This window comes from Bradyrhizobium sp. Ses1 (assembly GCF_059512365.1).
In genome coordinates this window covers 17,139-38,651 of the sequence record NZ_JCAMOQ010000033.1, presented here as the reverse complement: position 1 = coordinate 38,651, position 21,513 = coordinate 17,139, and the positions used below count along the sequence as shown (strand labels likewise).

Annotated in this window: 19 protein-coding genes; 9 read left to right on the top strand and 10 right to left on the bottom strand. The window is 63.7% G+C overall.

The window, feature by feature from the left end; genetic code table 11:
• The 7 genes from AC5ZG5_RS29850 to AC5ZG5_RS29820 form a co-directional block, all read right to left on the bottom strand.
• Positions 1–846: a CmcJ/NvfI family oxidoreductase gene (locus AC5ZG5_RS29850; protein WP_456643996.1), complete on the bottom strand. Its 846-nt coding sequence runs from the start codon at positions 844–846 to the stop codon at positions 1–3.
• A 371-nt stretch (positions 847–1,217) separates the two neighbouring features.
• Positions 1,218–2,159, bottom strand: a complete 942-nt coding sequence (locus AC5ZG5_RS29845; RefSeq protein WP_456643995.1) for an ABC transporter substrate-binding protein — start codon at positions 2,157–2,159, stop codon at positions 1,218–1,220.
• Positions 2,156–3,256, bottom strand: coding sequence for an LLM class flavin-dependent oxidoreductase (locus AC5ZG5_RS29840; protein WP_456643994.1), 1,101 nt, complete (start codon positions 3,254–3,256; stop codon positions 2,156–2,158). The genes AC5ZG5_RS29845 and AC5ZG5_RS29840 overlap by 4 nt, the downstream gene beginning before the upstream one ends.
• A 29-nt stretch (positions 3,257–3,285) precedes the next feature.
• Positions 3,286–4,458 (bottom strand): acyl-CoA dehydrogenase family protein, encoded by a 1,173-nt coding sequence (locus tag AC5ZG5_RS29835; RefSeq protein ID WP_456643993.1) that lies wholly within the window; start codon positions 4,456–4,458, stop codon positions 3,286–3,288.
• The gene (locus tag AC5ZG5_RS29830; protein ID WP_456643992.1) at positions 4,452–5,249 is read right to left on the bottom strand and encodes an ABC transporter ATP-binding protein; all 798 of its coding nucleotides are present in this window, start codon (positions 5,247–5,249) and stop codon (positions 4,452–4,454) included. The genes AC5ZG5_RS29835 and AC5ZG5_RS29830 overlap by 7 nt, the downstream gene beginning before the upstream one ends.
• Positions 5,243–6,274, bottom strand: coding sequence for an ABC transporter permease (locus AC5ZG5_RS29825; RefSeq protein WP_456643991.1), 1,032 nt, complete (start codon positions 6,272–6,274; stop codon positions 5,243–5,245). The genes AC5ZG5_RS29830 and AC5ZG5_RS29825 overlap by 7 nt, the downstream gene beginning before the upstream one ends.
• The gene (locus AC5ZG5_RS29820) at positions 6,252–7,352 is read right to left on the bottom strand and encodes an ABC transporter substrate-binding protein (RefSeq protein ID WP_456643990.1); all 1,101 of its coding nucleotides are present in this window, start codon (positions 7,350–7,352) and stop codon (positions 6,252–6,254) included. Before AC5ZG5_RS29820 ends, AC5ZG5_RS29825 begins: the two co-directional genes overlap by 23 nt.
• Before the next feature lie 473 nt (positions 7,353–7,825).
• Here AC5ZG5_RS29820 and AC5ZG5_RS29815 point away from each other — a divergent pair, with 473 nt between their 5' ends.
• A complete protein-coding gene (locus AC5ZG5_RS29815) occupies positions 7,826–8,803 on the top strand; it encodes an ABC transporter substrate-binding protein (RefSeq protein WP_456643989.1) in 978 nt (325 codons plus the stop codon).
• A 392-nt stretch (positions 8,804–9,195) separates the two neighbouring features.
• Here the strand turns inward: AC5ZG5_RS29815 and AC5ZG5_RS29810 are convergent, their stop codons facing one another.
• Positions 9,196–9,495 (bottom strand): HU family DNA-binding protein, encoded by a 300-nt coding sequence (locus AC5ZG5_RS29810; protein ID WP_028164358.1) that lies wholly within the window; start codon positions 9,493–9,495, stop codon positions 9,196–9,198.
• Positions 9,496–9,921: 426 nt separating this feature from the next.
• Here AC5ZG5_RS29810 and AC5ZG5_RS29805 point away from each other — a divergent pair, with 426 nt between their 5' ends.
• Genes AC5ZG5_RS29805 through AC5ZG5_RS29790 form a run of 4 tightly spaced genes read left to right on the top strand, consistent with a single transcriptional unit; the run spans position 9,922 to position 14,994 of the window.
• Positions 9,922–11,538, top strand: coding sequence for an ABC transporter substrate-binding protein (locus AC5ZG5_RS29805; protein ID WP_456643988.1), 1,617 nt, complete (start codon positions 9,922–9,924; stop codon positions 11,536–11,538).
• A gap of 24 nt (positions 11,539–11,562) precedes the next feature.
• Positions 11,563–12,540: an ABC transporter permease gene (locus AC5ZG5_RS29800; protein WP_456643987.1), complete on the top strand. Its 978-nt coding sequence runs from the start codon at positions 11,563–11,565 to the stop codon at positions 12,538–12,540.
• Position 12,541: 1 nt separating this feature from the next.
• On the top strand, positions 12,542–13,372 hold the full coding sequence (locus tag AC5ZG5_RS29795; protein WP_456643986.1) for an ABC transporter permease: 831 nt from the start codon (positions 12,542–12,544) through the stop codon (positions 13,370–13,372).
• Positions 13,369–14,994: an ABC transporter ATP-binding protein gene (locus tag AC5ZG5_RS29790; protein WP_456643985.1), complete on the top strand. Its 1,626-nt coding sequence runs from the start codon at positions 13,369–13,371 to the stop codon at positions 14,992–14,994. Before AC5ZG5_RS29795 ends, AC5ZG5_RS29790 begins: the two co-directional genes overlap by 4 nt.
• A gap of 82 nt (positions 14,995–15,076) precedes the next feature.
• On the opposite strand, the gene AC5ZG5_RS29785 is transcribed toward AC5ZG5_RS29790, so the two are convergent.
• Together AC5ZG5_RS29785 and AC5ZG5_RS29780 are read right to left on the bottom strand one after the other, a co-directional pair.
• On the bottom strand, positions 15,077–15,664 hold the full coding sequence (locus tag AC5ZG5_RS29785; RefSeq protein WP_456643984.1) for a phasin family protein: 588 nt from the start codon (positions 15,662–15,664) through the stop codon (positions 15,077–15,079).
• Between the two features lie 296 nt (positions 15,665–15,960).
• On the bottom strand, positions 15,961–17,262 hold the full coding sequence (locus tag AC5ZG5_RS29780; protein ID WP_456643983.1) for an NAD(P)/FAD-dependent oxidoreductase: 1,302 nt from the start codon (positions 17,260–17,262) through the stop codon (positions 15,961–15,963).
• A 113-nt stretch (positions 17,263–17,375) separates the two neighbouring features.
• Here AC5ZG5_RS29780 and AC5ZG5_RS29775 point away from each other — a divergent pair, with 113 nt between their 5' ends.
• The 4 genes from AC5ZG5_RS29775 (at position 17,376) to AC5ZG5_RS29760 (ending at position 21,422) form a co-directional block, all read left to right on the top strand.
• Positions 17,376–18,230: a VOC family protein gene (locus tag AC5ZG5_RS29775; RefSeq protein ID WP_456643982.1), complete on the top strand. Its 855-nt coding sequence runs from the start codon at positions 17,376–17,378 to the stop codon at positions 18,228–18,230.
• Between the two features lie 113 nt (positions 18,231–18,343).
• The gene (locus tag AC5ZG5_RS29770; protein ID WP_456643981.1) at positions 18,344–19,666 is read left to right on the top strand and encodes an ABC transporter substrate-binding protein; all 1,323 of its coding nucleotides are present in this window, start codon (positions 18,344–18,346) and stop codon (positions 19,664–19,666) included.
• Positions 19,663–20,601: a carbohydrate ABC transporter permease gene (locus tag AC5ZG5_RS29765; protein ID WP_456643980.1), complete on the top strand. Its 939-nt coding sequence runs from the start codon at positions 19,663–19,665 to the stop codon at positions 20,599–20,601. The genes AC5ZG5_RS29770 and AC5ZG5_RS29765 overlap by 4 nt, the downstream gene beginning before the upstream one ends.
• The gene (locus AC5ZG5_RS29760) at positions 20,598–21,422 is read left to right on the top strand and encodes a carbohydrate ABC transporter permease (protein WP_456643979.1); all 825 of its coding nucleotides are present in this window, start codon (positions 20,598–20,600) and stop codon (positions 21,420–21,422) included. The genes AC5ZG5_RS29765 and AC5ZG5_RS29760 overlap by 4 nt, the downstream gene beginning before the upstream one ends.
• Positions 21,423–21,513: the final 91 nt, after the last annotated feature.

The following is a 21,513-nucleotide window of genomic DNA, read 5'->3' as shown; positions in this document are numbered from 1 at the left end:
TTAGTGCTTATGGAACACCAGCGTCCGCACCTCGATGCTCTCGCGAGGCTCTGCATCAGCCGGCGTCGTCGGATCGATGAAGGCCGTATGCGGCGCGAAGCGCGTGCGGCCGTCGGTTGCCGAATCGTAGCACTTGAGCAGCAGCGCTTCGTCGGGGGTCATTTCCGGGAAATAGAACCAGCGGTGGTTCGCATTGTATTTCACGGAATAGGTCTCGCCCTGACGGTTCGGATAGATCAAGTCGGAGGCGATGAGATCGCCCTGCTCCACCGACTGGCCGTCGCACATCGCCAGCGGCGCATCGCGCAGCGGCCCGCGGATCGGCCTCCACAGGTTGATCACCTGGGCGCGACCTTTGAGAAGTTCGTTGGCCTCCTCAGGCAGATGTTCGAACACGCGGTTACGGCCGGACAGATCGGTCTGGTCGACATGGACCCGAGTCGCCGGCTGGCGCGGCGTCCCGTCACGCACATCAGGTGCACCCTCGACGCGCTTGCGCACGGTATGGTCGAAGATGACGACCCGATCCGCCTTCAATGTCGCCTTCAGGAAGGCTTCGACGGCGGGATAGTAGACGCGCCTGATTTCGTTGTCGTCGTAGTAGTTCTTCACCACGGTCGGATGCTTGACGAGAGCGAAGCCTTCACGGTCGAGCGAAAACTGGTTGGCGATCAGACGGCCGTCGAAGATCGGAACGTTGTGGGGTTCGGGGAGCGCCGTCGACTTGGGCTCGCCAGGCGGCGGATCAAAGGCGTAGGTGCGTGGCTTGCCCGCTGTCGGGGCGAGATAGTTGAGCTCGGCAGTGACGAAGGGAAGCGACTCGATCTTGGTTTCATGCAGGCCCATGGTGGTCTCCCGGACTCCCTATTGTTCGTTCTGCTTCATTTTGGCCGGGTGAACCGTCCGGGCAAGGGACGCCAAGAAATAGCAACGTTGACATTCTTGCGAGGATGAAACGTGGAAAATCCTTTCGGCACTCTCGACTCGCCAAGCGGATTATTTCCGCCGATCACGCATTCGGGAGGTGCGCTCCCTCTCCTACCCTCGTCATTGCGAGCCGCCGCTCTCTCCCCCGTCATTGCGAGCGCAGCGAAGCAATCCATGCCTCGACAAGCGGAGAGATGGATTGCTTCGCTTCGCTCGCAATGACGCTGGTGTGAGCGCTTTCGCGACTCATCTTGTTCGACCTCAGGGGGAGGTGGAAGATTGGCCCGGGCCTACAAACCCGTGCCCTTGCCGATCGCCGTCGCGAACGAGCGGTCGACGATCTCGGCGGCATTGAGCTGCTGCTTGATCAGACCCCACCGGTGATAGAGATCGATGGTCTTCTGCTCGTCGCTCACGACGGCGTCATCGATCGGGGTGATCTGGATCTTGGCCCGCGCCAGCCAGTTCAGCGGCACCGAAGTCGGGATATTCATCAGCTTGCCCCAGGTCTCGGCATAGCCGGCGACATTGTTCTGCGACCATGCCCGCGCCGCGGCGAGGCGACGGACGAAATCCTGCAACTGCTCGTGCTTGTCCTTGATCGCGCTCGGCGTTGCGACCTGAAAGCCGAGGCCGGGCGTGATGCCTTCGGCGGTGATTACGCGGCGCGACTTGAAGAGTACCTCTTCCTGGCTGACATAGGGCTCCCAGGTCGACCAGGCCTCGACCGACCCTTGCGTATAGGCGACCTTGGCGTCCGAGGGTGCGAGGAAGACGATCTGCACATCGCTCGCCTGCCAGCCCCTGGATTCGAGCGCGGCCAGGATCAACTGATGCCCGATCGAGCCGCGGCCGGTTGCGATCTTCTTGCCGCGCAGGTCGTCGAAACTCTTGATCGCGGATGTCTCGGGCACCAGGATCGCGAGCCCTTCGCGCGACTGCCGCACCGCCGCGATCGCTTTCACCGGCACGCCTGCCGCGGCGGCAAAGGTGAAGGGCGCATCGCCGACGAGGCCGGTGTCGATCGCGCCGGCGCTGAGCGCTTCCAACAGCGGTGCGGCCGCCGCGAACTCCCTCCACTCGATCTTGTAGGGCACGTCCTTGAGCACGCCGGCGGCTTCCATCACCGCCTGCGAATTGCCCTTCTGGTCGCCCACGCGCAACGTGGTTTGCGCGGACGCGATGCTCGTGCCGCTGAGCGCGAGCAAAACAGCGAGAGCGAACCGGATCATTCGGCGGCAATCCCACGCGTCGCATTGCGCTGGGCGATCAGCTTGCGCGTCAGCGGGATCAATTCACGGCCATAGTCGATCGCATCGATCAGCGGATCGAAGCCGCGGATCAGGAAGTGACTGACGCCGAGGTCGTAATAATCGGCGAACACCTCCGCCACCTGCTCGGGCGTGCCGACCAGCGCCGTGGTGTTGCTGTTGGCGCCGGTCAGCTTGGCAATCTCGGTCCAAAGCCGCTTGTCGATACGCGCGCCTTGATCGGCAAGCGCAAGCAGCCGCTTCGCGCCCGCGGTGGCATGACCATCAGCTGGCTTACGGTAGCCGGTCTGGTCCTGCAATTCGGTGGCGCGCTCGAGGATCGACTGCGCTTTGGCCCACGCCTTCTCCTCGGTGTCGGCGAGGATCGGCCGCACCGAGAGGCTGAAGCGCGGCGCCGGCCGGCCGTGCTTGGCGGCAGCAGCGCGCACGCGCGCGGTGACGTCGCGCACCTGCGCATAAGATTCGCCCCACAGCGCGAAGGTGTCGGCGTGCTTGCCCGCGACCTCCACCGCGGCATCCGAGCCGCCGCCGACAAAGGTGTAGATGCCGCCCTTCTGATGCGGCTTAACTTGCGAAAAGCCCCGCTCGACCTGGTAGTACTTGCCGCGATAGTCGAACGGCTTCTCGCTGGTCCATTCCAGGCGGACGATGTCGAGGAATTCGCTGGTGCGCGCATAGCGCTCGTCCTTGTCGTCGAGCGTATTGCCGTCCTGGCGCAGTTCGGTGGCATTGCCGCCAGTGATGACGTGCAGCGAGACGCGGTCAGGGTAGAACTGGTCGAGCGTGGCGAGCTGACGCGCCAAGAGCGTCGGCGCGGTGAAGCCCGGCCGCTGGGCGATCATCACTTTCAACGTCCTGGTGATGCCGAGCACGTGCTGGGCGACCTGCAGCGCATCCGGCGTCGTCGAGTGAAACGCGAGCAGCGCGCGGTCGAAACCGGCAAGCTCATGCGCCTTGGCGACCGTCTCGAGATAGGGCGGATCGAGCACGGGACCGGAGCGCACGATGGTCTCGGACGCATTGTTGTTGGTGATGAAGCCGATGAACTCGACTGACATGGGGAAGCTCCGATCTTGTTGGCTGTTGTTCAGATGCCCAGCGCCAGGCGTCCGGCGGCGATGCGGGTGGAGTCATCCTGCGGGGTGTGGACGCGGCCGCACAGCACATCGCGAAAATGCCGCTCCAGCGGATTGTGTCGCAACAGGCCGTGATTGCTGGTCAGTGACAGCGCGTCCTCCACCACGGCGACGGCATTGTTGGTCACCGTCAGCTTGACGATATTGGACTCGGTCGCGCTGAGCGGCAAGCCGGCATCGAACTCGGCGGCAAAACTGTCGATCAGGCGTGCATTGACCGCAAGCCGCGCCTCGATGCCGCCGAGGATTTCCTGAGCTCGTGGCAATGTCGCGAGCGGTCCGCCGAGATTGGCCGGAACACGTTCGCGCAGGAACCTGATCAGCCAGTCGCGCGCGGCGCGGGCGATACCGTCATAGATCGCGGCCACGAAGATGGCGTGGATGGTCGCCTGGGTGACATCAGGCGCGGTCCACTCTTCCGGCTTCCGCACGTCGACCTCGCAATCGAGCGGGAACACGACGTCCTCGAAAATCACGTCGTGACTGCCGCTGGCGCGCAGGCCGAGATGGTTCCAGGTCTCCTCGATCCTCGTTCCGGGCAATCCCGCGGGCACCAGGAACTGGCCGACGCGGGTTTCCGGCTCGTCGGTCCTGGCCCACACCAGATACCATTTCAGGATCGGCGCGCCGGTCGAATAGATCTTGCGGCCACTCAGCCGCCAACCCGTCTCTGTGCGGCGCGCAATCGTCGCCGGGAGGCCGCCGCGCGCAGGCGAGCCGAGTTCAGGCTCGACGCGCAGCGCGTTGATCAGCGCGACGCCCTCGACGGTCTCCTTGGCAAGCTTGCGCGATAGGCGTGCAGGCCAGCGCGGGCTGCGCGCCATCACCAGATGGTTGATGTAGTGCATCGAGAGCACCAGCGCCGTCGACGGATCGGCCTTGCCGATGATGGTGAGGATGCGCGCCGTGTCGCGGGCGCCCGCCCCTGCTCCGCCGAGCGCAGCCGGGACGGTCAGCGCGAGCAGACCGGCTTGCGCGAGGTCGTCGAAATTCTCGAACGGAAAGCTGGCGTCACGGTCGTGCGCTGCCGCCCGCCCGGCAATGACCTCGGCGAGCTGTGAGGCGCGCGCAACATGGTCCAGCGCTTCCGACGGCGTCAGCTCTTTCGCCGCAGATGTCACCATGTCGCATCGAGCCCGAGCAGGCCGAGGATCTGCCTGCGCAGATCGGCAAGATAGGGGTCGCCGCGATGGCGCGGATACGGCCGATCGACTTTGACGTCGGCCTTGACGCGCGCCGGGCGGTCGCTAAGCACGATGACGCGGTTGGCGAGGAACAGCGCTTCCTCCGCATCGTGCGTGACGAGCAGCGTGGTGAAGCCCTTGCGCTGCCAGAGCGAGACGATCTCCGCCTGCATGGTGATCCGCGTCAACGAATCCAGCTTGCCGAGCGGCTCGTCGAGGATCAGCACCTTCGGATCGTTGACCAGCGCACGCGCCAGCGCAACGCGCTGCGCCATGCCGCCGGAAAGCTGGTGCGGATAGGCTTTCTTGAAGGCGGAGAGGCCGACGAGATCGATCGCTGCGTCGACACGCTGCCGCTGGCTTTTCAGGATGCCCTGCGCCTCCAGCCCGAGCGCGACATTGTCCCAGACCGAGCGCCAGGGAAACAGCGTCGGGTCCTGGAACACGACGACGCGCGACGGGTGCGGTCCGTTGATGCGGATATCGTCCTCACGCAGCACGCCGCTGCGCGGCTTCTCAAGTCCGGCCACCAGCCGCAGCAGCGTGGACTTGCCGCAGCCGGACGGGCCGAGCAGCGCGACGAACTCGCCGGGCTTGATCGCCAAGCTGACGTCCTCGAGCACGGGCAGCACGGCGCCATCGATATCGAAAGCGTGGCTGACATGCTCGATATCGAGCTCGGCACCGACGGCAGGATAAGTGATCGCTTCGGCCAAAGCGGCGGCTACCATTTGACGACACCTTTCTGCCAGACCAGCAGGCGGTCGCGCGTCTTGAACAGCAGCGTGATCGCGCCGGAGCAAAGCAGCGACATCACGATCAGCGCGGCATACATGTTGGCATAGGCCGCCCAGCCCTGCGCCCACTGCAAATACCAGCCAAGCCCGGCCTTGACGCCGATCATCTCGGCCACCACCAGCACCGCGAACGAGGCGCCGAGCCCCATGAACAGGCCGACGAAGACATGCGGCAGCGCCGCGGGGATGGCCACCTTCAGCACCAGGAAGGACGGTTTGGCGCCAAGCGTCCGTGCGACGTCGTAATAGGCGTTCGGCACGCTCGCAACGCCGGACCAGGTCAGGACTGTTACCGGGAAACCGGTGGCAAGCGCGATCAGGAAGGTGCTCGCGCTCCAGCTCGAGGGAAAGGTGAAGAAGGCGAAGGGCAGCCAGGCGGTGGCCGGCAACGGTCCGATGAAGCGCAGCACCGGATGCACCCAGTAGCCCACCTTCTGCGACCAGCCGATCGATACGCCGGTCAAAAACCCGATGGCCGCGCCGATGATATAGCCACCGAGCTGCAGCTTCACGGATGCGATGACGCTGTTGAACAGCTTTGGCAGATCATCGGTATAGACTTCCACGATCGCCTGCGGCGGCGGGAAGAACGGCAGCGGCAGCCAGCCGAATTTTGCGGTGGCAATCTCCCAGAGCGTCAGAAACGACCCGAGCGCCACCAGCCACGGCGCGCGCCGGCGCAGCGCCACGCCGGCGCCACCGAGAAAATCGGCGCCGAGTGTCCCAAGCAGTGCAAGCGCTGCGATCAAGAACGCGCCGATCGCAACCCCATTCGTTCGCGACCAGTCGCCAAGATCTTCCCAGTAGAGGCTGGACGCGCCGAACGCCAGCCACGCGGCGCCGGCGGCCAGGCCGGCGCCATAGCCGCCACTGCGCAGCTTCTCAAGCCAGCCCGGGCTGACGCCGGCCGCGGCCTGTCCCGCGGCGGCCGATGCGTCAGACACTGAATACGTCGACATAAATCCGTTCCGCGAATTTCGCCGTGTCAGTGCTTTGCTTGAACACCGAGACGGTCTTCAGATCGTCGGCGTACCCTTTCAGCTCGCGCTTCAGGACTTCGCCAACAGGGTGATGGTGATGGGTGTGATAGCGCGCCATCGCTTCGAGATCGGCGAGCGTCGCAGTCTTCGGCGCATAGGGCTGGAACGACTTCGCGGCCTTGTCCGGATTCTGCGAGGTGAACATGGCGGCATCGAGCAGCGCCTGGGTGATCGCGCGCGCGACATGCGGCTCATTACGCACGAGAGAGCCGCGGAGGCCGACGATGCAGCAGGTCTTGTCGCGATATTCACCGTCAAGATTAGACGCGACTTCCTTGTATTGGCTGTCCTTGAGCCAGAGATAAGCGAGCGGATCGGAGGCGAGGAACGCCTGCACCTCGCCCTTCTCGACCGCGACGTTGAGAAGGTTGCCGGGATAGGCGCGCCAGTCGACGTCCTTGTTCGGATCAAAGCCCTGCTTGGCAAGCTGGATCGAAAAGAAGTTCTTGTCGGGACCGGCGAGATCGCCGACAGCGACGATCTTGCCCTTGAGGTCGGCGAGCTTGTCGACGCCGGAGCCTACGCGCGTCAGCACGCGCATGCAGCCGCCATGGGTGCCGGCGGCGATCTTGACGTCAAAGCCTTGCTCCAGCGGCTTGAGCCAGCGCAGCGCCATGCCGAGCCCGGCATCGCTCTTGCCGGTGGCGATCGCCTCCAGCAATTGGTCGGTCGAGCCGCTGTAGTTGACGAGTTCGATGTCGAGGTTCTGCTTCTGGAAGAAGCCGTAGTCGATCGCGACCGGCAGCGGCGCAAGACACACCGCGCCTGCGTTCCATGACAGCTTCAATTTGCGCGGCGCACCGGTCAGCGGCGGCGCATCGGATGCCGTCTTGCAGATCGGGAATTCGGAGAAGTCGATCGCCGGTATTGCACCGCGCGCGGAAAACGCCTGCGCGCCAAACGCCCCGATCGGCGCAGCAAAGGCGGCAGCCGCGCCGGCCCGGAGCAGCGTCCGCCGATCCATCGCCACTCTATTCTTCTTCTCTTCAATCGACATGCTCACCTCTATATTCGACACGGCTCCGCCGTCCGCGCGAACGGCCCAGCCCGCGCACATCTCATCCAGAGCTATTGTTGTAAGAAGGCGGATTTCTCCGGCGCTATTGGCACCCAATGCAACGGTCAAATGATGCGGTGCGATCGTGTCATCGTCAATGAAATGGAATTTCGAATGTGGCGCACGCGAAAGGGATTATCTCCACGATCCCAGCGGCGGACGATGAAACGATTTCGTCGTGACGCGATCGTCGGCAGCGCACGTACTGACGCAAATCGCGCGGGAATTTAGCCCTCTTGTAACGGTGCGCGTGGCGCCTTCTCCGCCGAGGAACCCAACGAGACGTTCTTTGTCGCCAGCCGCGCCAATACAGATTTCCGTTTCGTTGACTGCGCGGGGTTCGCTCATAGACTCGATGGAACGCTCATGTGCTCTCTACGCAATGGGCGAATGAAATCACAAAAGAGATGGACATGCGCAGGCTCACTCGCTTTCACTCCGTTACGCGCAAGCTGGCGACTGCATTCGTCGCTACCGCAATCACCCTTTCTTCAGTTCTCGCAGCGCTGGCCGACGACGCAATCGTGTTGCGGGTCGGCGACCAGAAGGGCGGCAACCGTTCGCTGCTCGACATCTCAGGTTTCGGAAAGAATCTGCCCTACAAGATCGAGTGGTCGGAATTTCCTGCGGCCGCGCCGATACTCGAAGCCTTGAACGCGGGCGCGCTCGACGTCGGCTATACCGGCGACCTCTCCTTCCTGTCGGTCTATGCATCGGGTGCGCCGATCAAGGCGATCGGTGGCACGCGGTCCGACGCCAGGACGCAAGCCATTCTGGTGCGCGAGGATTCGCCGATCAAGACCGCGGCTGATCTCAGGGGCAAGCGTCTCGCCGGCACGCGAGGCGGCTGGGGGCAATTCCTGATCGACGCGACACTGGAGAAATCCGGCTACAAGCTCGAGGACGCGACGTTCGCGCCGCTCGGCCCGGTCGATGCCAAGATCGCACTGCTTGCGGGATCGATCGACGCCTGGGCGGTGTGGGAGCCCTATATTTCGTTTGCGACGCTGAGGGACAAAGCACGCGTCGTTGCCGACGGCCAAGGCCTGACGCCGACGATCACCTTCATTGTCGCCTCCGATAACGCTATCGCCACCAAGCGCGCCGCGGTCCAGGACCTGCTGCAGCGACTGAACAAGGCACGGCTGTGGTCGCTCGATCATCTCGCCGACTATGCGAAGAACACGGCCGAGCTGACCAAACTTCCGGAGGACGTGCTGCTGAGCGCCTATACCGCGCAGAAGACCAGCCCGATCGCAATCGACGAGAACGTGGTCAAGGAAGTGCAGGAAGCCTCCGACCGCGCCACACGCTACGGCATCCTGTCGAAGACGCTCGACGTCGGCAAAGCCGTCGATCGCAGCTTCACCGCGGGCGCCAGTCTGAATTGATTGTCTCTTGAAAGGGCGGTTGGTGCCGCCGCGATGGACGCTGCGCCCCCTCTCCCGCTTGCGGGAGAACATTGGGCTGAGGGTGTCTCCACGATGGGACCATCCGTGAGGAGAGAGCTCTCACCCGGCGCTAAGCGCCGACCTCTCCCGCAAGCGGGAGAGGTGTCGTAAAGCGAGGAGACGTCGGATGCCCGGTCCTCTTCATCTTGCGCTCATCGTCGCGGGCCACCTGGCCTGCATGGCCCTGCTCGTGGGGCTTTCGTTTTGATGGCTTGTTCCCACGAGCGCTGATTGCCGCGCCCCGCGTTGCGGAGGGATAGAGGGTCAGGCCTCACGCGAACGCCGGGCGCGCTTCATAGCAAAAAGGCCCCCGCTTCCGGAGGCCTTTTGCCTTAGACCGCGTCCTTGGCGGCCTTGACCGGGCGAGCCCGGACGACCTTGCGGGCCGGCTTGGCCTTGAACACCGTCTCTTCGCCGGTGAAGGGGTTGATGCCCTTGCGCGCCTTGGTCGCGGGCTTCTTGATCACCACGAACTTCGCGAAGCCGGGGACGAGGAACACGCCGTTCTTCTTCAGCTCCTTATGACCGACGTCCGTGAGGGTATCCATCACGTTCTTGACGTCGCGCTTGGAGAGTTCGGTGGTGGTCGCGATCTTCTCGATCAGTTGCGACTTCGACAGTTGGGTAGCCATGGTTGCTCCATTGATTCTGGAAACGGCACGTTATGGCGGAAACTGGCTAAAAAAACAGGGTTTTCAGCATTCTTCACAGCTATATCGCCGCTGATACACCGGAATCCTGCGTTTTTCCCGGGTTTTTTCGTTGGTCGAGCCCCTTCGTCGTCTCGAACAGCCCTTTCATGAGCCCGCGACCGGGCCATCCGACACCCCGCGGACCCCTATTTTTCTGCTGCAGATTCGCACTTAGTGATTCGCGGAGCCCGCCGAACCCCCGCTTGGTCGAGCCGGGCCGATAGCACCCGTCCGGTGCCGGGAGAGGAGAATGATCGTTCGGATTGCGCTGCAATTAAGAGGTTCCTCTCCCAGCGTAACATCGGCTAAAGACGGCCTGTGGCCCCATGCCGCGCGCTGCCCGACGCCACTTTCTGGAGACCTTGTATGGATTTCACCCGCCTCGAGATCAACCGCCGCACCGCGCTTCTGACGTCGGCCGCCATCGCCGCCAACGTCATCAACCCGATGCGGGCATTTGCGCAGGAGACGCCGCGCAAGGGCGGCGTGTTCAACGTCCATTACGGCGCCGAGCAGCGCCAGCTCAATCCGAGCCTGCAGGCGTCGACCGGCGTCTACATCATCGGCGGCAAGATCCAGGAGAACCTGGTCGACCTCGACGCCGACGGCAAGCCGGTCGGCGTGCTCGCCGAGAGTTGGGAAGCCACCCCCGACGGCAAGACGGTCACCTTCAAATTACGCAAGGGCATCACCTGGCACGACGGCAAGCCGTTCACCTCTGACGACGTCGCGTTCACCGCGATGAACATGTGGAAGAAGATCCTGAACTACGGCTCGACGCTGCAACTGTTCCTGACCGCCGTCGACACGCCCGATCCGCAGACCGCGATTTTCCGCTACGAGCGGCCGATGCCGCTCAACCTGCTGCTGCGCGCCCTGCCGGACCTCGGCTACGTCTCAGCCAAGCACCTCTATGAGAATGGCGACATTCGTCAGAACCCGACCAACCTGGCGCCGGTCGGCACCGGCCCGTTCAAGTTCGTCAGATATGAGCGCGGGCAATACATCATCGCCGACCGCAATCCCGACTACTGGCGGCCGAACGCGCCCTATCTCGACCGCATCGTCTGGAAGGTGATCACCGACCGCGCCGCCGCCGCGGCGCAGATGGAGGCCGGCGAACTGCACTACAGCCCGTTCTCCGGGCTCACGATCTCGGACATGGCGCGGCTTGGGAAGGACAAGCGCTTCATCGTCTCCACCAAGGGCAACGAGGGCAACGCGCGCACCAACACGATCGAGTTCAACTTCCGCCGCAAGGAACTTTCCGACATCCGCGTCCGCCGCGCCATCGCGCATGCGATCAACGTGCCGTTCTTCATCGACAACTTCCTCGGCGACTTCGCCAAGCTCGGCACCGGCCCGATCCCCTCGACCTCGACCGACTTCTACCCGGGTGCGGACACGCCGCAATATCCTTACGACAAGGCCAAGGCGGTCGCGCTGCTCAATGAAGCCGGCTACAAGCCGGGCCCCGGCGGCACGCGCTTCTCGCTCCGGCTGTTGCCCGCACCGTGGGGCGAGGACATCTCGCTGTGGTCGACCTTCATCCAGCAATCGCTGCAGGAGATCGGCATCCCCGTGGAGATCGTGCGCAATGACGGCGGCGGGTTCCTGAAGCAGGTTTACGACGACCACGCCTTCGACCTCGCCACCGGCTGGCACCAGTACCGCAACGATCCCGCGGTATCGACCACGGTCTGGTATCGATCCGGCCAGCCCAAGGGCGCGCCCTGGACCAATCAATGGGACTGGGAAAACAAGACAGTCGACAAGACCATCGACGATGCGGCCACCGAGGTCGATCCGGTCAAGCGCAAGGCGCTCTATGCCGAGTTCGTCAAGGAAGTGAATACGGAACTGCCGGTCTGGATGCCGATCGAGCAGATCTTCGTCACAGTCATCGCGGCAAAAGCCCGCAACCACTCAAACACGCCCCGCTGGGGCTCGTCGAGCTGGCACGATCTTTGGCTTTCCGCGTGATCCTCAATACGTCAAGATGAGACCATGCGCATCTTGAGCCTTGCGGGGCGGCGGCTCGCCGCCTCGATCCCGACCCTGTTCCTGATCCTGATTGGCGTCTTCCTGCTGCTGCAGATGGCGCCGGGCGACACCGTCGACGCGCTGATGGCGCAAATGGGCGGCGGCGACGCCGCGACTGCGCGCGAATTGCGCCAGTTCTACGGGCTCGACCTGTCAATCCCGATGCAGCTCGCCAACTATCTCTGGCGCCTGGTCCGGCTCGATCTCGGTTTCTCCTCGATCTATGGCAAGCCGGTCGCCTCCGTGATCCTGGAGCGGCTGCCGCCGACCATCCTCCTGATGACGGCGTCGCTGTCGTTCGCGTTCTTCTTCGGCCTCGTGTTCGGCGTGATCGCCGCGCGCGGCGTCAACCGCTGGCCGGATACGCTGATTTCGACGCTCGGCTTTATCTTCTATGCAACGCCGTCGTTCTGGTTCGGCCTAATGGCAATTGTGGTGTTCTCGGTCTACCTGCAATGGCTGCCGTCGGGCGGTTTCGAGGATATCGGCACCGTGCAGACCGGCATCTGGCGCGTGCTCGACATCGCAAGGCACCTCATGCTGCCCACCTTGACGCTCGGGCTGATCTTCCTTGCCATTTACCTGCGCATCATGCGCGCCTCGATGCTTGAGGTGCTCAACCTCGATTTCGTCCGCACCGCCCGCGCCAAAGGCCTGGACGAGACCCACGTCGTGACACGGCATGTGCTGCGCAATGCCCTGCTGCCGATGGTGACGCTGATCGGGTTGCAGGCCGGCACCATGCTCGGCGGCTCGGTCGTCGTCGAAAGCGTGTTCTCGCTCCCGGGCCTCGGGCGGCTGGCCTACGAATCCGTGGTGCAGCGTGACCTCAATACGCTGCTCGGCATCGTCTTCGTCTCGGCCCTGCTCGTGATCGTGGTCAACTTCGTGACCGACCTCCTCTATGCGCGGCTCGATCCGCGGATCTCGGCGGATAGCTGACATGGACGTGCTGAAACGCTATTTCCGCAGCCCCGCCGCGGTGATCGGCCTAGTCCTGCTGCTCGTCGTGATCGCGATGGCGATCAGCGCCGGCTTCCTCTATCCGCGCGATCCGCTGTCGCTCGCAGGGCGCCCGCTGATCTGGCCGTTCTCCAACCCGCGTTTCCTGCTCGGCACCGACAATTCCGGGCGCGATATCGCCGCGCAAATTTTCTACGGCGCGCGGATCTCGCTTCTGATCGGCGGCGTCGCGACGGCGATCGCGATCCTGATCGGGATCCTGGTCGGCGCCTTTGCCGGCTATTATAGCGGCTGGGTCGACAATGTCCTGATGCGGATCACAGAGGCATTCCAGACCCTGCCGAATTTCGTGCTGCTGCTGGTGCTGGTCGCGGTGTTCGGCTCGACGCTGACGACCGTCACCATTGCGGTCGGCGTCGTATCCTGGCCGGCGCCGGCGCGATTGACCCGTGCCGAGTTCCTCTCACTGCGCAACCGCGAGTTCGTCCAGGCCGGCAAGACGCTGGGGATGCGGGACATCAAGATCATCCTCGGCGAGATTCTGCCCAATGCGCTGCCGCCGGTCATCGTCTATGCCAGCGTCGTGATGGCGGTCGCGATCCTCCTGGAGAGCGCGCTCGCTTTCCTCAGACTATCCGATCCCAATGTCGCCTCGTGGGGCAATCTGATCGGGCTCGGCCGCGACGTGCTGCGCGTGCAGTGGTACGTCTCGGCGATCCCTGGGATCGCCATTCTCGTCACCGTGCTCGCGGTATCGCTGGTCGGCCAGGGGCTGAATGATGCGCTCAACCCGAGGCTGAAGAGCCGATGAGCGACGCCATTCTTTCGCTCGAGAAGTTGAGCGTGCGCCTGCCGGAGGGCGCCGACCGGCCCCATGCGCTGTCGGACGTTTCGCTGTCGATCGCCTCGAACGAGATCCTCTGCGTGGTCGGCGAATCCGGCTCCGGCAAGTCGATGATGGCGAACACCATCATGCGGCTATTGCCGAACGAGGTGAAAATCGAGAATGGCCGGATGCTGTTCGAGAGCCGCGATCTCTGCGCCGCCGATACGGCCGAGATGCGCGAGGTGCGCGGCGCCGGCATCGCCATGATCTTCCAGGAGCCGATGACCGCGCTCAACCCGCTGCGCACCATCGGCGACCAGATCGGCGAAATGTTCTCGATCCACACCGAACTATCGAAAGCCGAGATCAACGCGCGCGTGCTGGCGCTGCTCGCCGACGTCCGCATTCCCGATCCCAAGCTGGCCGCAAAGGCCTATCCGCATGAGCTTTCCGGCGGCCAGCGCCAGCGCGCCATGATCGCGATGGCGCTGGCGCTCGACCCAAAGCTCCTGATCGCAGACGAGCCGACCACCGCACTCGACGTCACCACGCAGGCGCAGATATTGAAGCTGATCCGCGACCTGCAGCAGCGCAAGAAGACGGCGGTGCTGTTCATCACGCACGATTTCGGCGTGGTCGCCGAGATCGCAGATCGCGTCGTGGTGATGCAGCACGGCAGGATCGTCGAACAGGGCACGGCTCACCAGGTGCTGAGCCATCCGGCGCATCCCTACACCAGGCAGCTCATTGCCGCCGTACCACCGCTGAAAGCACCGCCGCCACGGCCGCTGTCGAGCGAGAACATCCTGACCATTTCCAACGTCTCAAAGACCTATCGCACCGGCGGCTTCCTCGGACGTGGCGCGCGCGTCACGGCCGCGGTCAAGGATACCTCTCTCGATCTGCCCAAGGGCGCAACGCTTGGCATCGTCGGTGAATCTGGCTCGGGCAAGTCGACCCTAGCGCGCTGCATCGTGCGCCTGATCGATCCCGATACCGGATCGATCGTGCTCAATGGCAAGGACTGGGCAAAACTGTCGCGCGAACAAGTCCGCCGCGAAACCCGGCATATCCAGATGGTGTTCCAGGATCCCTTTGCCTCGCTCAACCCGCGCCGCAAGGCGGCCGAGTTGGTGGCACAAGGCCCCATTGTCCACGGCACGCCGCGCGCCACGGCGATTGCCGAAGCCAGGAAATTGTTCGAACTGGTCGGGCTTGATCCGTCCGCCGGCGATCGCTACCCGCATGAATTCTCCGGCGGCCAGCGCCAGCGCATCGGGCTGGCACGGGCACTGGCGCTGAAGCCTGACGTGCTGGTCGCGGACGAGCCGGTCTCCGCGCTCGACGTTTCCGTGCAGGCGCAGGTATTGAAGCTCTTGGCCGATCTGCGCCAGCGGCTCGGCCTCTCCATCATCTTCATCACCCACGACCTGCGCGTCGCCGCGCAGATCTGCGACCTCGTCGCCGTCATGAAGGATGGCACGGTCGTCGAGCAGGGATTGGCCGCCGAAGTGTTCGGCAACCCGACGCACCCCTACACGAAGGCGCTGCTGGATTCGATTCCCGGCGGCGAGTTCGCGCGCGAGCACGAGACGGTGAGCGTGTAGCGTTCGATTTGGCCGCAATCCGAACAGAGCGGCTGAAGGAATCCGCTCTTGTCCGTGACTGCCAAGGCGGCGCAAAGCCCGACTAGGCGGCGCGCCGTTCGATAGTCTGAGCCATGCGCTTCGCGCTATCGTCAGCCGCCTTGAGCGACATGTCGGCCATTCGTCGGCCGCATCCCACAGCGTTCTCCACGGTTTCTCGCAGAAAATCACTTTGGACAGCGAGAACATCCTGAGGAGTACGGCAGCGCCACAATTCGTTCATGCGGTTCATACTGCACTCCATTTGGTGCCGGACGAACGCCAGATACTCTTGCGACATCCCGCTCATCCCTTTGGCAATTGCGGTGGTGGACTGAAGGACGCTGGCGGCGCTGTGAGCCGACCTTTCGGTTGCACGTTGTGCTTCCTCCGATAGTCCAAGTGCACCACCAAATTGATCGGTGGAGCGGCCCATGACCGCTGTCGTCATATCCAGGCCGAACCGCAGGGCGCTCTGTACCGCCTCGGCATTTTGGCGCAGCAGATCGGTGGCAGCCCGAGCCATCTCTTGACTGGCCTCAGCCGCGGTTTCTCCGATCCGTCTGGTCTGTTCAGCAGTTCTCTCGCTGACGCGCCGAACTGCATCCTCGGCGGCTTGAGTAGACTTATCCTCTGGACGTGGATTTGCCATCTGTTGCCTCCTCGTTATTGATTGTAGTTGGATATTGCAGTCGGGATTCCCGTGCGACTGGATCGCTGAACAGCGGGGCGAATCCTTCGCAACCAAACGCGGTGAGTTTACAACCGTTCCGGCATTTCTTGAGCTTTTGGGATGCTCTATAGGCGCCGGCTCCAAACTCGATTTCTGCGGCCTGGAACTCGGGCAGCCAGCTGCTCATCAAGCCGGGGCGTACATTGGATGATATCCGAGTTAGGTCAGGAATGCTCTCCTGACGGATGTCGCGCTCGGCACAGCGTTCCCCTGCTCTAGATCTCCCGCGCGTCGCGGCGGCGGTAGACCAATAGCATCAAGGGCGCGAGCTTTCGCAGCAGTCCATGCGCAGCAATCGGCCGCGCGTCGGTGAACGGCAGCGCCAAGTCTTTCACCGCTACGCCTTGCACCGCCTTTGCAAACTCGGCGCCAATCGCAATCGTCAGCGCCACTGCGCGGCCGTTGCAGCCGGTCCAGCCATAGGCGTCGGGGCCGAGCTGGTGGAAGCGCGGCAGGAAATCGGTGGTCATGCCGACATAGCCGTTCCAGACGTGATCGAAGGAGACTTCGCCGATCTGCGGCCACAAGCGTTGCAGCCGTTCGGCCACCCTCGCCTTCAGCCGCGCGGCCTTGTCGCCTGGGCCGATCACGGCGCCACCAGTCACGAGCCGGTTGCGCGCGTCGTAGCGCGCGAAATAGAGCTCGCCATGGGTATCCGACATCGCCTGCCGTCCTGGGATGATGGACTTGCGAACGTTGTCCGACAATGGCTGCGTCGCCATCTGCCAGGACAGCACCGGCATCACCTCGATCGCGATCTCCGGCACCAATGATTTCACGATCTCCCCGCTATAGGCATTGGTCGCGACCACCAGCGCGCGGCCCGAGATCTCGCCGTTGGCGGTCTTCACCACCCAGCGGTTATTCCTCCGCTCGAAACTCTCGACCGGAGAGCGCGCATAGATGCGTCCGCCGAGATCAAGCACGGCGCGCGCGAGCCCCCGCGCCAGCGCCAGCGGATTGATGTGGCCGCCGCTCCTGTTCCAGAAGCCGCCGTACCACGCATCCGAGCCCAGCATGTCGCGGACCTGATCGCGTGACAGCAATTCGACCGGCGCGCCGAATTTCGACCATTGCCGCACCCGCCGCTCGGCGATCTTGATGCGGCCGGGCGAATGCACCGGCTGCACCCAGCCGGCCTGCTCCTGCTCGGCCTGGATATCGTATCGCATGGCGACGTCGAACAGCGTCGAGGCGCTGTCGCGCAAGAGGCCGACAAAGCGCTCGCCGGCTGCGCGATGCTTGGCGACGATGTCCTCCGGATCGGGCCGCGACAAGGTCGGGATCACCTGGCCGTTGTTGCGCCCCGAGGCGCCCCAGCCCGGCTCCATCGCCTCGACGACAGCCACGTCCACGCCGGCCTCGCGCAAATGCAGCGCGGTCGACAGCCCCGTGAAACCGCCACCGATCACGACCACGTCGGCCTGCCGGGCGCCGGTCAATTCGGGCAGATCAGGCCCCGCGGGCGTCACTGCCGCCCATAGGGAATCGGGCCAGCGGACATCTGTTCTTTCCATCATCAATCTCTTCACGAGCGTTGCTCGGCGGCCAATGGGAACGTCGGCTTGCGGGCGCCGGATCGATCTGTTTAGTGTAGTACGCCATCTATCCATGCCGGGGAAACAACAGAGTGTCACTCAAGAACGTCATCGGAATCGATCACGCCGTGATCATGGTGAAGGATCTCGACCGGGCTGCCGACAACTGGAAGCATCTCGGCTTCACCGTTTCGCCGCGCGGCACCCATAGCGCGCATATGGGATCCGGCAACTACACCATCATGCTCGACCCCGACTATATCGAGCTGCTCGGCGTGCTCACCCCGACCGAGCACAACGCGCCGGCGCGGGCATTCCTGGAGCAGCGCGGCGAAGGCATCGAGCGCATTGCATTCACAGCGGTCGATTCGGCTGCGGGCGCCGAGGAGATTCGCGCGCGTGGCTACGCGCCGATCGGCCCGACCGATTTCGAGCGGCCGGTGACGATGCCCGATGGCACGCTGTCGGCGGCCAAATTCCGCACCTTCCAATGGCCGACCGCGGAGGCGCCGGGGGGCGTGCGCATCTTCGCCTGCCAGCACAAGACCCGTGAGACGGTGTGGATCCCCGAATTGATGACGCACGCCAACGGCGCGAAACGCCTGAGGCAGGTGCTCATCGTAACACCCGAGCCGGCCAAGGACGCTGCGCATCTGTCCGAGATGATCGATGTCGCAACAAGGAACGAAGCCGATGGCGCCGTCACTGTCCCCTCGGGCTCTGACCGCGCGGACTTCGTGTTCGCGACAAAGGACCAACTCGGCAAACGCTATCCCGGCGTCTCGCTGGCCGCGCTGCCCGAACGCGGCGGCGCCGGCCTGGTGATCGCGGCCGATGTTAGTGCAGCGGAGAAGGCACTGGGCCCGATCGGCGTACACAGTGCGGGCGCGATCTGCGTACCGCCTGCGGCGGGCAACGGCACGTTGCTTGCTTTCGTCAAGGCATAATCGACCAACCACTCGCGCGACAATTGTAGTGTATTGTCGCGCACATTAGGGCTAGGCAGAGCCCGCGCAGACGCTAGTATCTCTCCCAAACAAAAACGAGCAGGGAGAGAAATATGACGGATCACCAGATCTCGCGCCGGCAGCTTTTGGCCGGCACGGCTGCGGCCGGCGCGCTCAGCCTCACCGGGTTTCCGGCGCGCGCCGACATCGACTGGAAGAAATATAACGGCACCAAGCTCGAGGTGATCCTCGCCAAGGGGCCGCGCGGCGACAATCTGCAAAAATACATCAAGGAATTCACCGCGCTCACCGGCATCCAGGTTGAGTCCGAGCAGATCCCCGAGCAGCAGCAGCGCCAGAAATGCGTCATCGAGTTCGCTTCGGGCAAGCCGAGCTTCGACGTCGTGCATCTGAGCTATCACGTGCAGAAGCGGCAATTCGAGAAGGGCGGCTGGCTCGCCGATCTCTCCGGCTATTTGAAGGACCCGAATTTCACTCCGCCCGATCTGGTCGAAAGCGATTTCTCCGCCGCCGGACAGCAATACGCCAAGAACGACAAGGGCCAGATGCTGTCGCTGCCGTGGTCGGTCGACTATTTCATCCTCTATTACAACAAGGAGCTGTTCCAGAAGAAAGGCGTCGAGGTGCCGAAGACGCTGGACGAGATGGTGGTGGCCGCCGAGAAGCTCACCGACCCCAAGGAAGGCACCTTCGGTTTTGTCGGGCGCGGCCTGCGCAACGCCAACATGGCGATGTGGACCAACTTCTACCTCAACTATGGTGGCGAATTCCTCGACAGCAAGGGCAACATCCTGACCGACGGCCCCGAGGCGATCGAAGCCACCAAGCTGTACCAACGGCTGCTCACCAAATCGGCGCCTCCAGGCGTCGCCGGCTTCAACTGGATGGAATCGATGGCCTCGTTCACGCAAGGCAGGTCCGCGATGTGGATCGATGCCGACGGCTGGGCGCCGCCGCTGGAAGACCCGACCGCCTCGCGCGTCGTCGGCAAGGTCGGCTACACCCTCGTGCCCGCCGGGCCTAAGGGCGCGTTTTCCTCGACCTATGGCGATGGCATCGGCATCGCCGCGGCGAGCAAGAACAAGGAAGCCGCCTATCTGTTGTGCCAATGGGTGGTCTCCAGGACGCAGGCTGCGCGATTGCTGCAGGCCGGCGGCGGCGTGCCGTTCCGCAATTCGATCGTAAACGACCCTGATGTCGCCAAGGGTGTGAAGACCCAGGAATGGCTGAAGTCGGTCGTCGACTCCGCCAAGATCAGCAAGCTCGGACTGCCCGTCATCATCCCCGTCGCTGAATTCCGCGACATCGTCGGCGCGGCGCTCACCGCGACGCTCTCGGGCGCCGATCCGGCAACGGAGTTGAAGAAGGCGCACGAGCAATTCCGGCCCATCCTGGAACGCAGCGAAAAAGCGTGAGCACGATAACCGAGACGACTCCGGCCGCGACGGAAACCTCCGCCGCACCGGAGCAGGAATGGCATCGCCCCACCTACTGGCCTTTCGTGCTGCCGGCGCTCATCGTCGTACTGGCCGTGATCGTGTTTCCCTGGCTGTTCACGATCTGGATGAGCTTCAACGAGTGGAAGGTCGGCTCGCCCACCACCTTCGTCGGCTTTGCCAATTATCTGCGCTTGCCGAACGATCCGCGTTTCGTCGAGGCGGTCGGACACACCATCATCTACACCGCGCTCTCGGTGATATTGCCGCTGATCTTCGGCACGCTCGCGGCCGTGGTGTTCCACCAGCGCTTTGCCGGGCGCGGCTTCCTGCGCGGCGTCTTCATCATGCCGATGATGGCCACGCCCGTGGCGATCGCGCTGGTCTGGACCATGATGTTCCACCCGCAGCTCGGCGTGCTCAACTATCTCTTGTCGCTGGTCGGCCTGCCGCCCCAGCTCTGGGTGTTCAATCCCGCGACCGTCATTCCATCGCTGGTGCTGGTCGAGACCTGGCAATGGACGCCGCTGGTGATGCTGATCGTGCTCGGCGGCCTCGCCGCGATCCCGACCGAGCCCTATGAGAGCGCGGAGATCGACGGCGCCGGCTTCTGGCAGATGTTCCGCTACATCACGCTGCCGCTGATCATGCCGTTCCTGTTCATCGCTGGGATGATCCGCATGATCGACGCGGTGAAGAGTTTCGACATCATCTTCGCGATCACGCAAGGCGGCCCCGGCTCTGCCTCGGAGACCATCAATCTCTATCTCTACAGCGTCGCCTTCGTGTATTACGATTTGGGCTACGGATCGGCGATCGCGGTGGTGTTCTTCCTCTTGATCGTACTGCTCGCGGCGGTGCTGCTCTACTTGCGCAAGCGGATGCTGTGGACCGAGATCGGAGGCGGCGCATGAGCCCGCGCCAACTGCTGGGCCGGATCGGCCTCTGGTTCTCGGTGTTCGTAATCGTGTCGCCGGCGATCCTGTTCTTCCTCTGGATGATCTCGCTGTCGCTGAAGTACGAGATCGACAACGCCGCCTATCCGCCGGTGTTCATCCCCGAGCAGTTCGCCTGGAAGAACTATACCGACGTGCTCGCCTCCAACCGCTTCCTGACCTATTTCTTCAACAGCCTCATCGTAACGGGCGGCGCGACGCTGCTGGCGATGCTGGTCGGCGTGCCCGCCGGCTACGGCATCGCGCGGATGGCGGCGCATAAATCCGCGATCGTGATCCTGATCGCGCGCATCACGCCGGGGCTGTCGTATCTGATCCCACTGTTTCTGCTGTTCCAATGGCTGGGACTGCTCGGCACGCTGGTGCCGCAGATCATCATCCATCTCGTGGTCACCGTGCCGATCGTGATCTGGATCATGATCGGCTATTTCGAGACAACGCCGCTGGAACTCGAGGAAGCCGCACGGATCGATGGCGCCACGCGCTGGCAGGTGTTCCGTCACGTCGCGCTGCCGATCGCGCGCCCCGGACTTGCCGTTGCCTTCATCCTTGCGGTGATCTTCTCCTGGAACAATTTCGTGTTCGGCATCGTGCTGGCGGGACGCGAGACGCGCACGTTACCGGTTGCCGTCTACAACATGATCTCGTTCGACCAGTTGAGCTGGGGCCCGCTCGCCGCCGCGGCGCTGCTCGTGACCTTCCCGGTGCTGCTGCTCACGGTGTTCGCCCAGCGCCAGATCGTCGCCGGGCTTACTGCGGGTGCTGTGAAGGGTGGATGACTTCGTGGCCGCGCCGCCGCTACATCCCCTCATCCTGAGGAGCGCGCAGCGCGTCTCGAAGGATGAGGCCACAGGCGGGGCCTCATGGTTC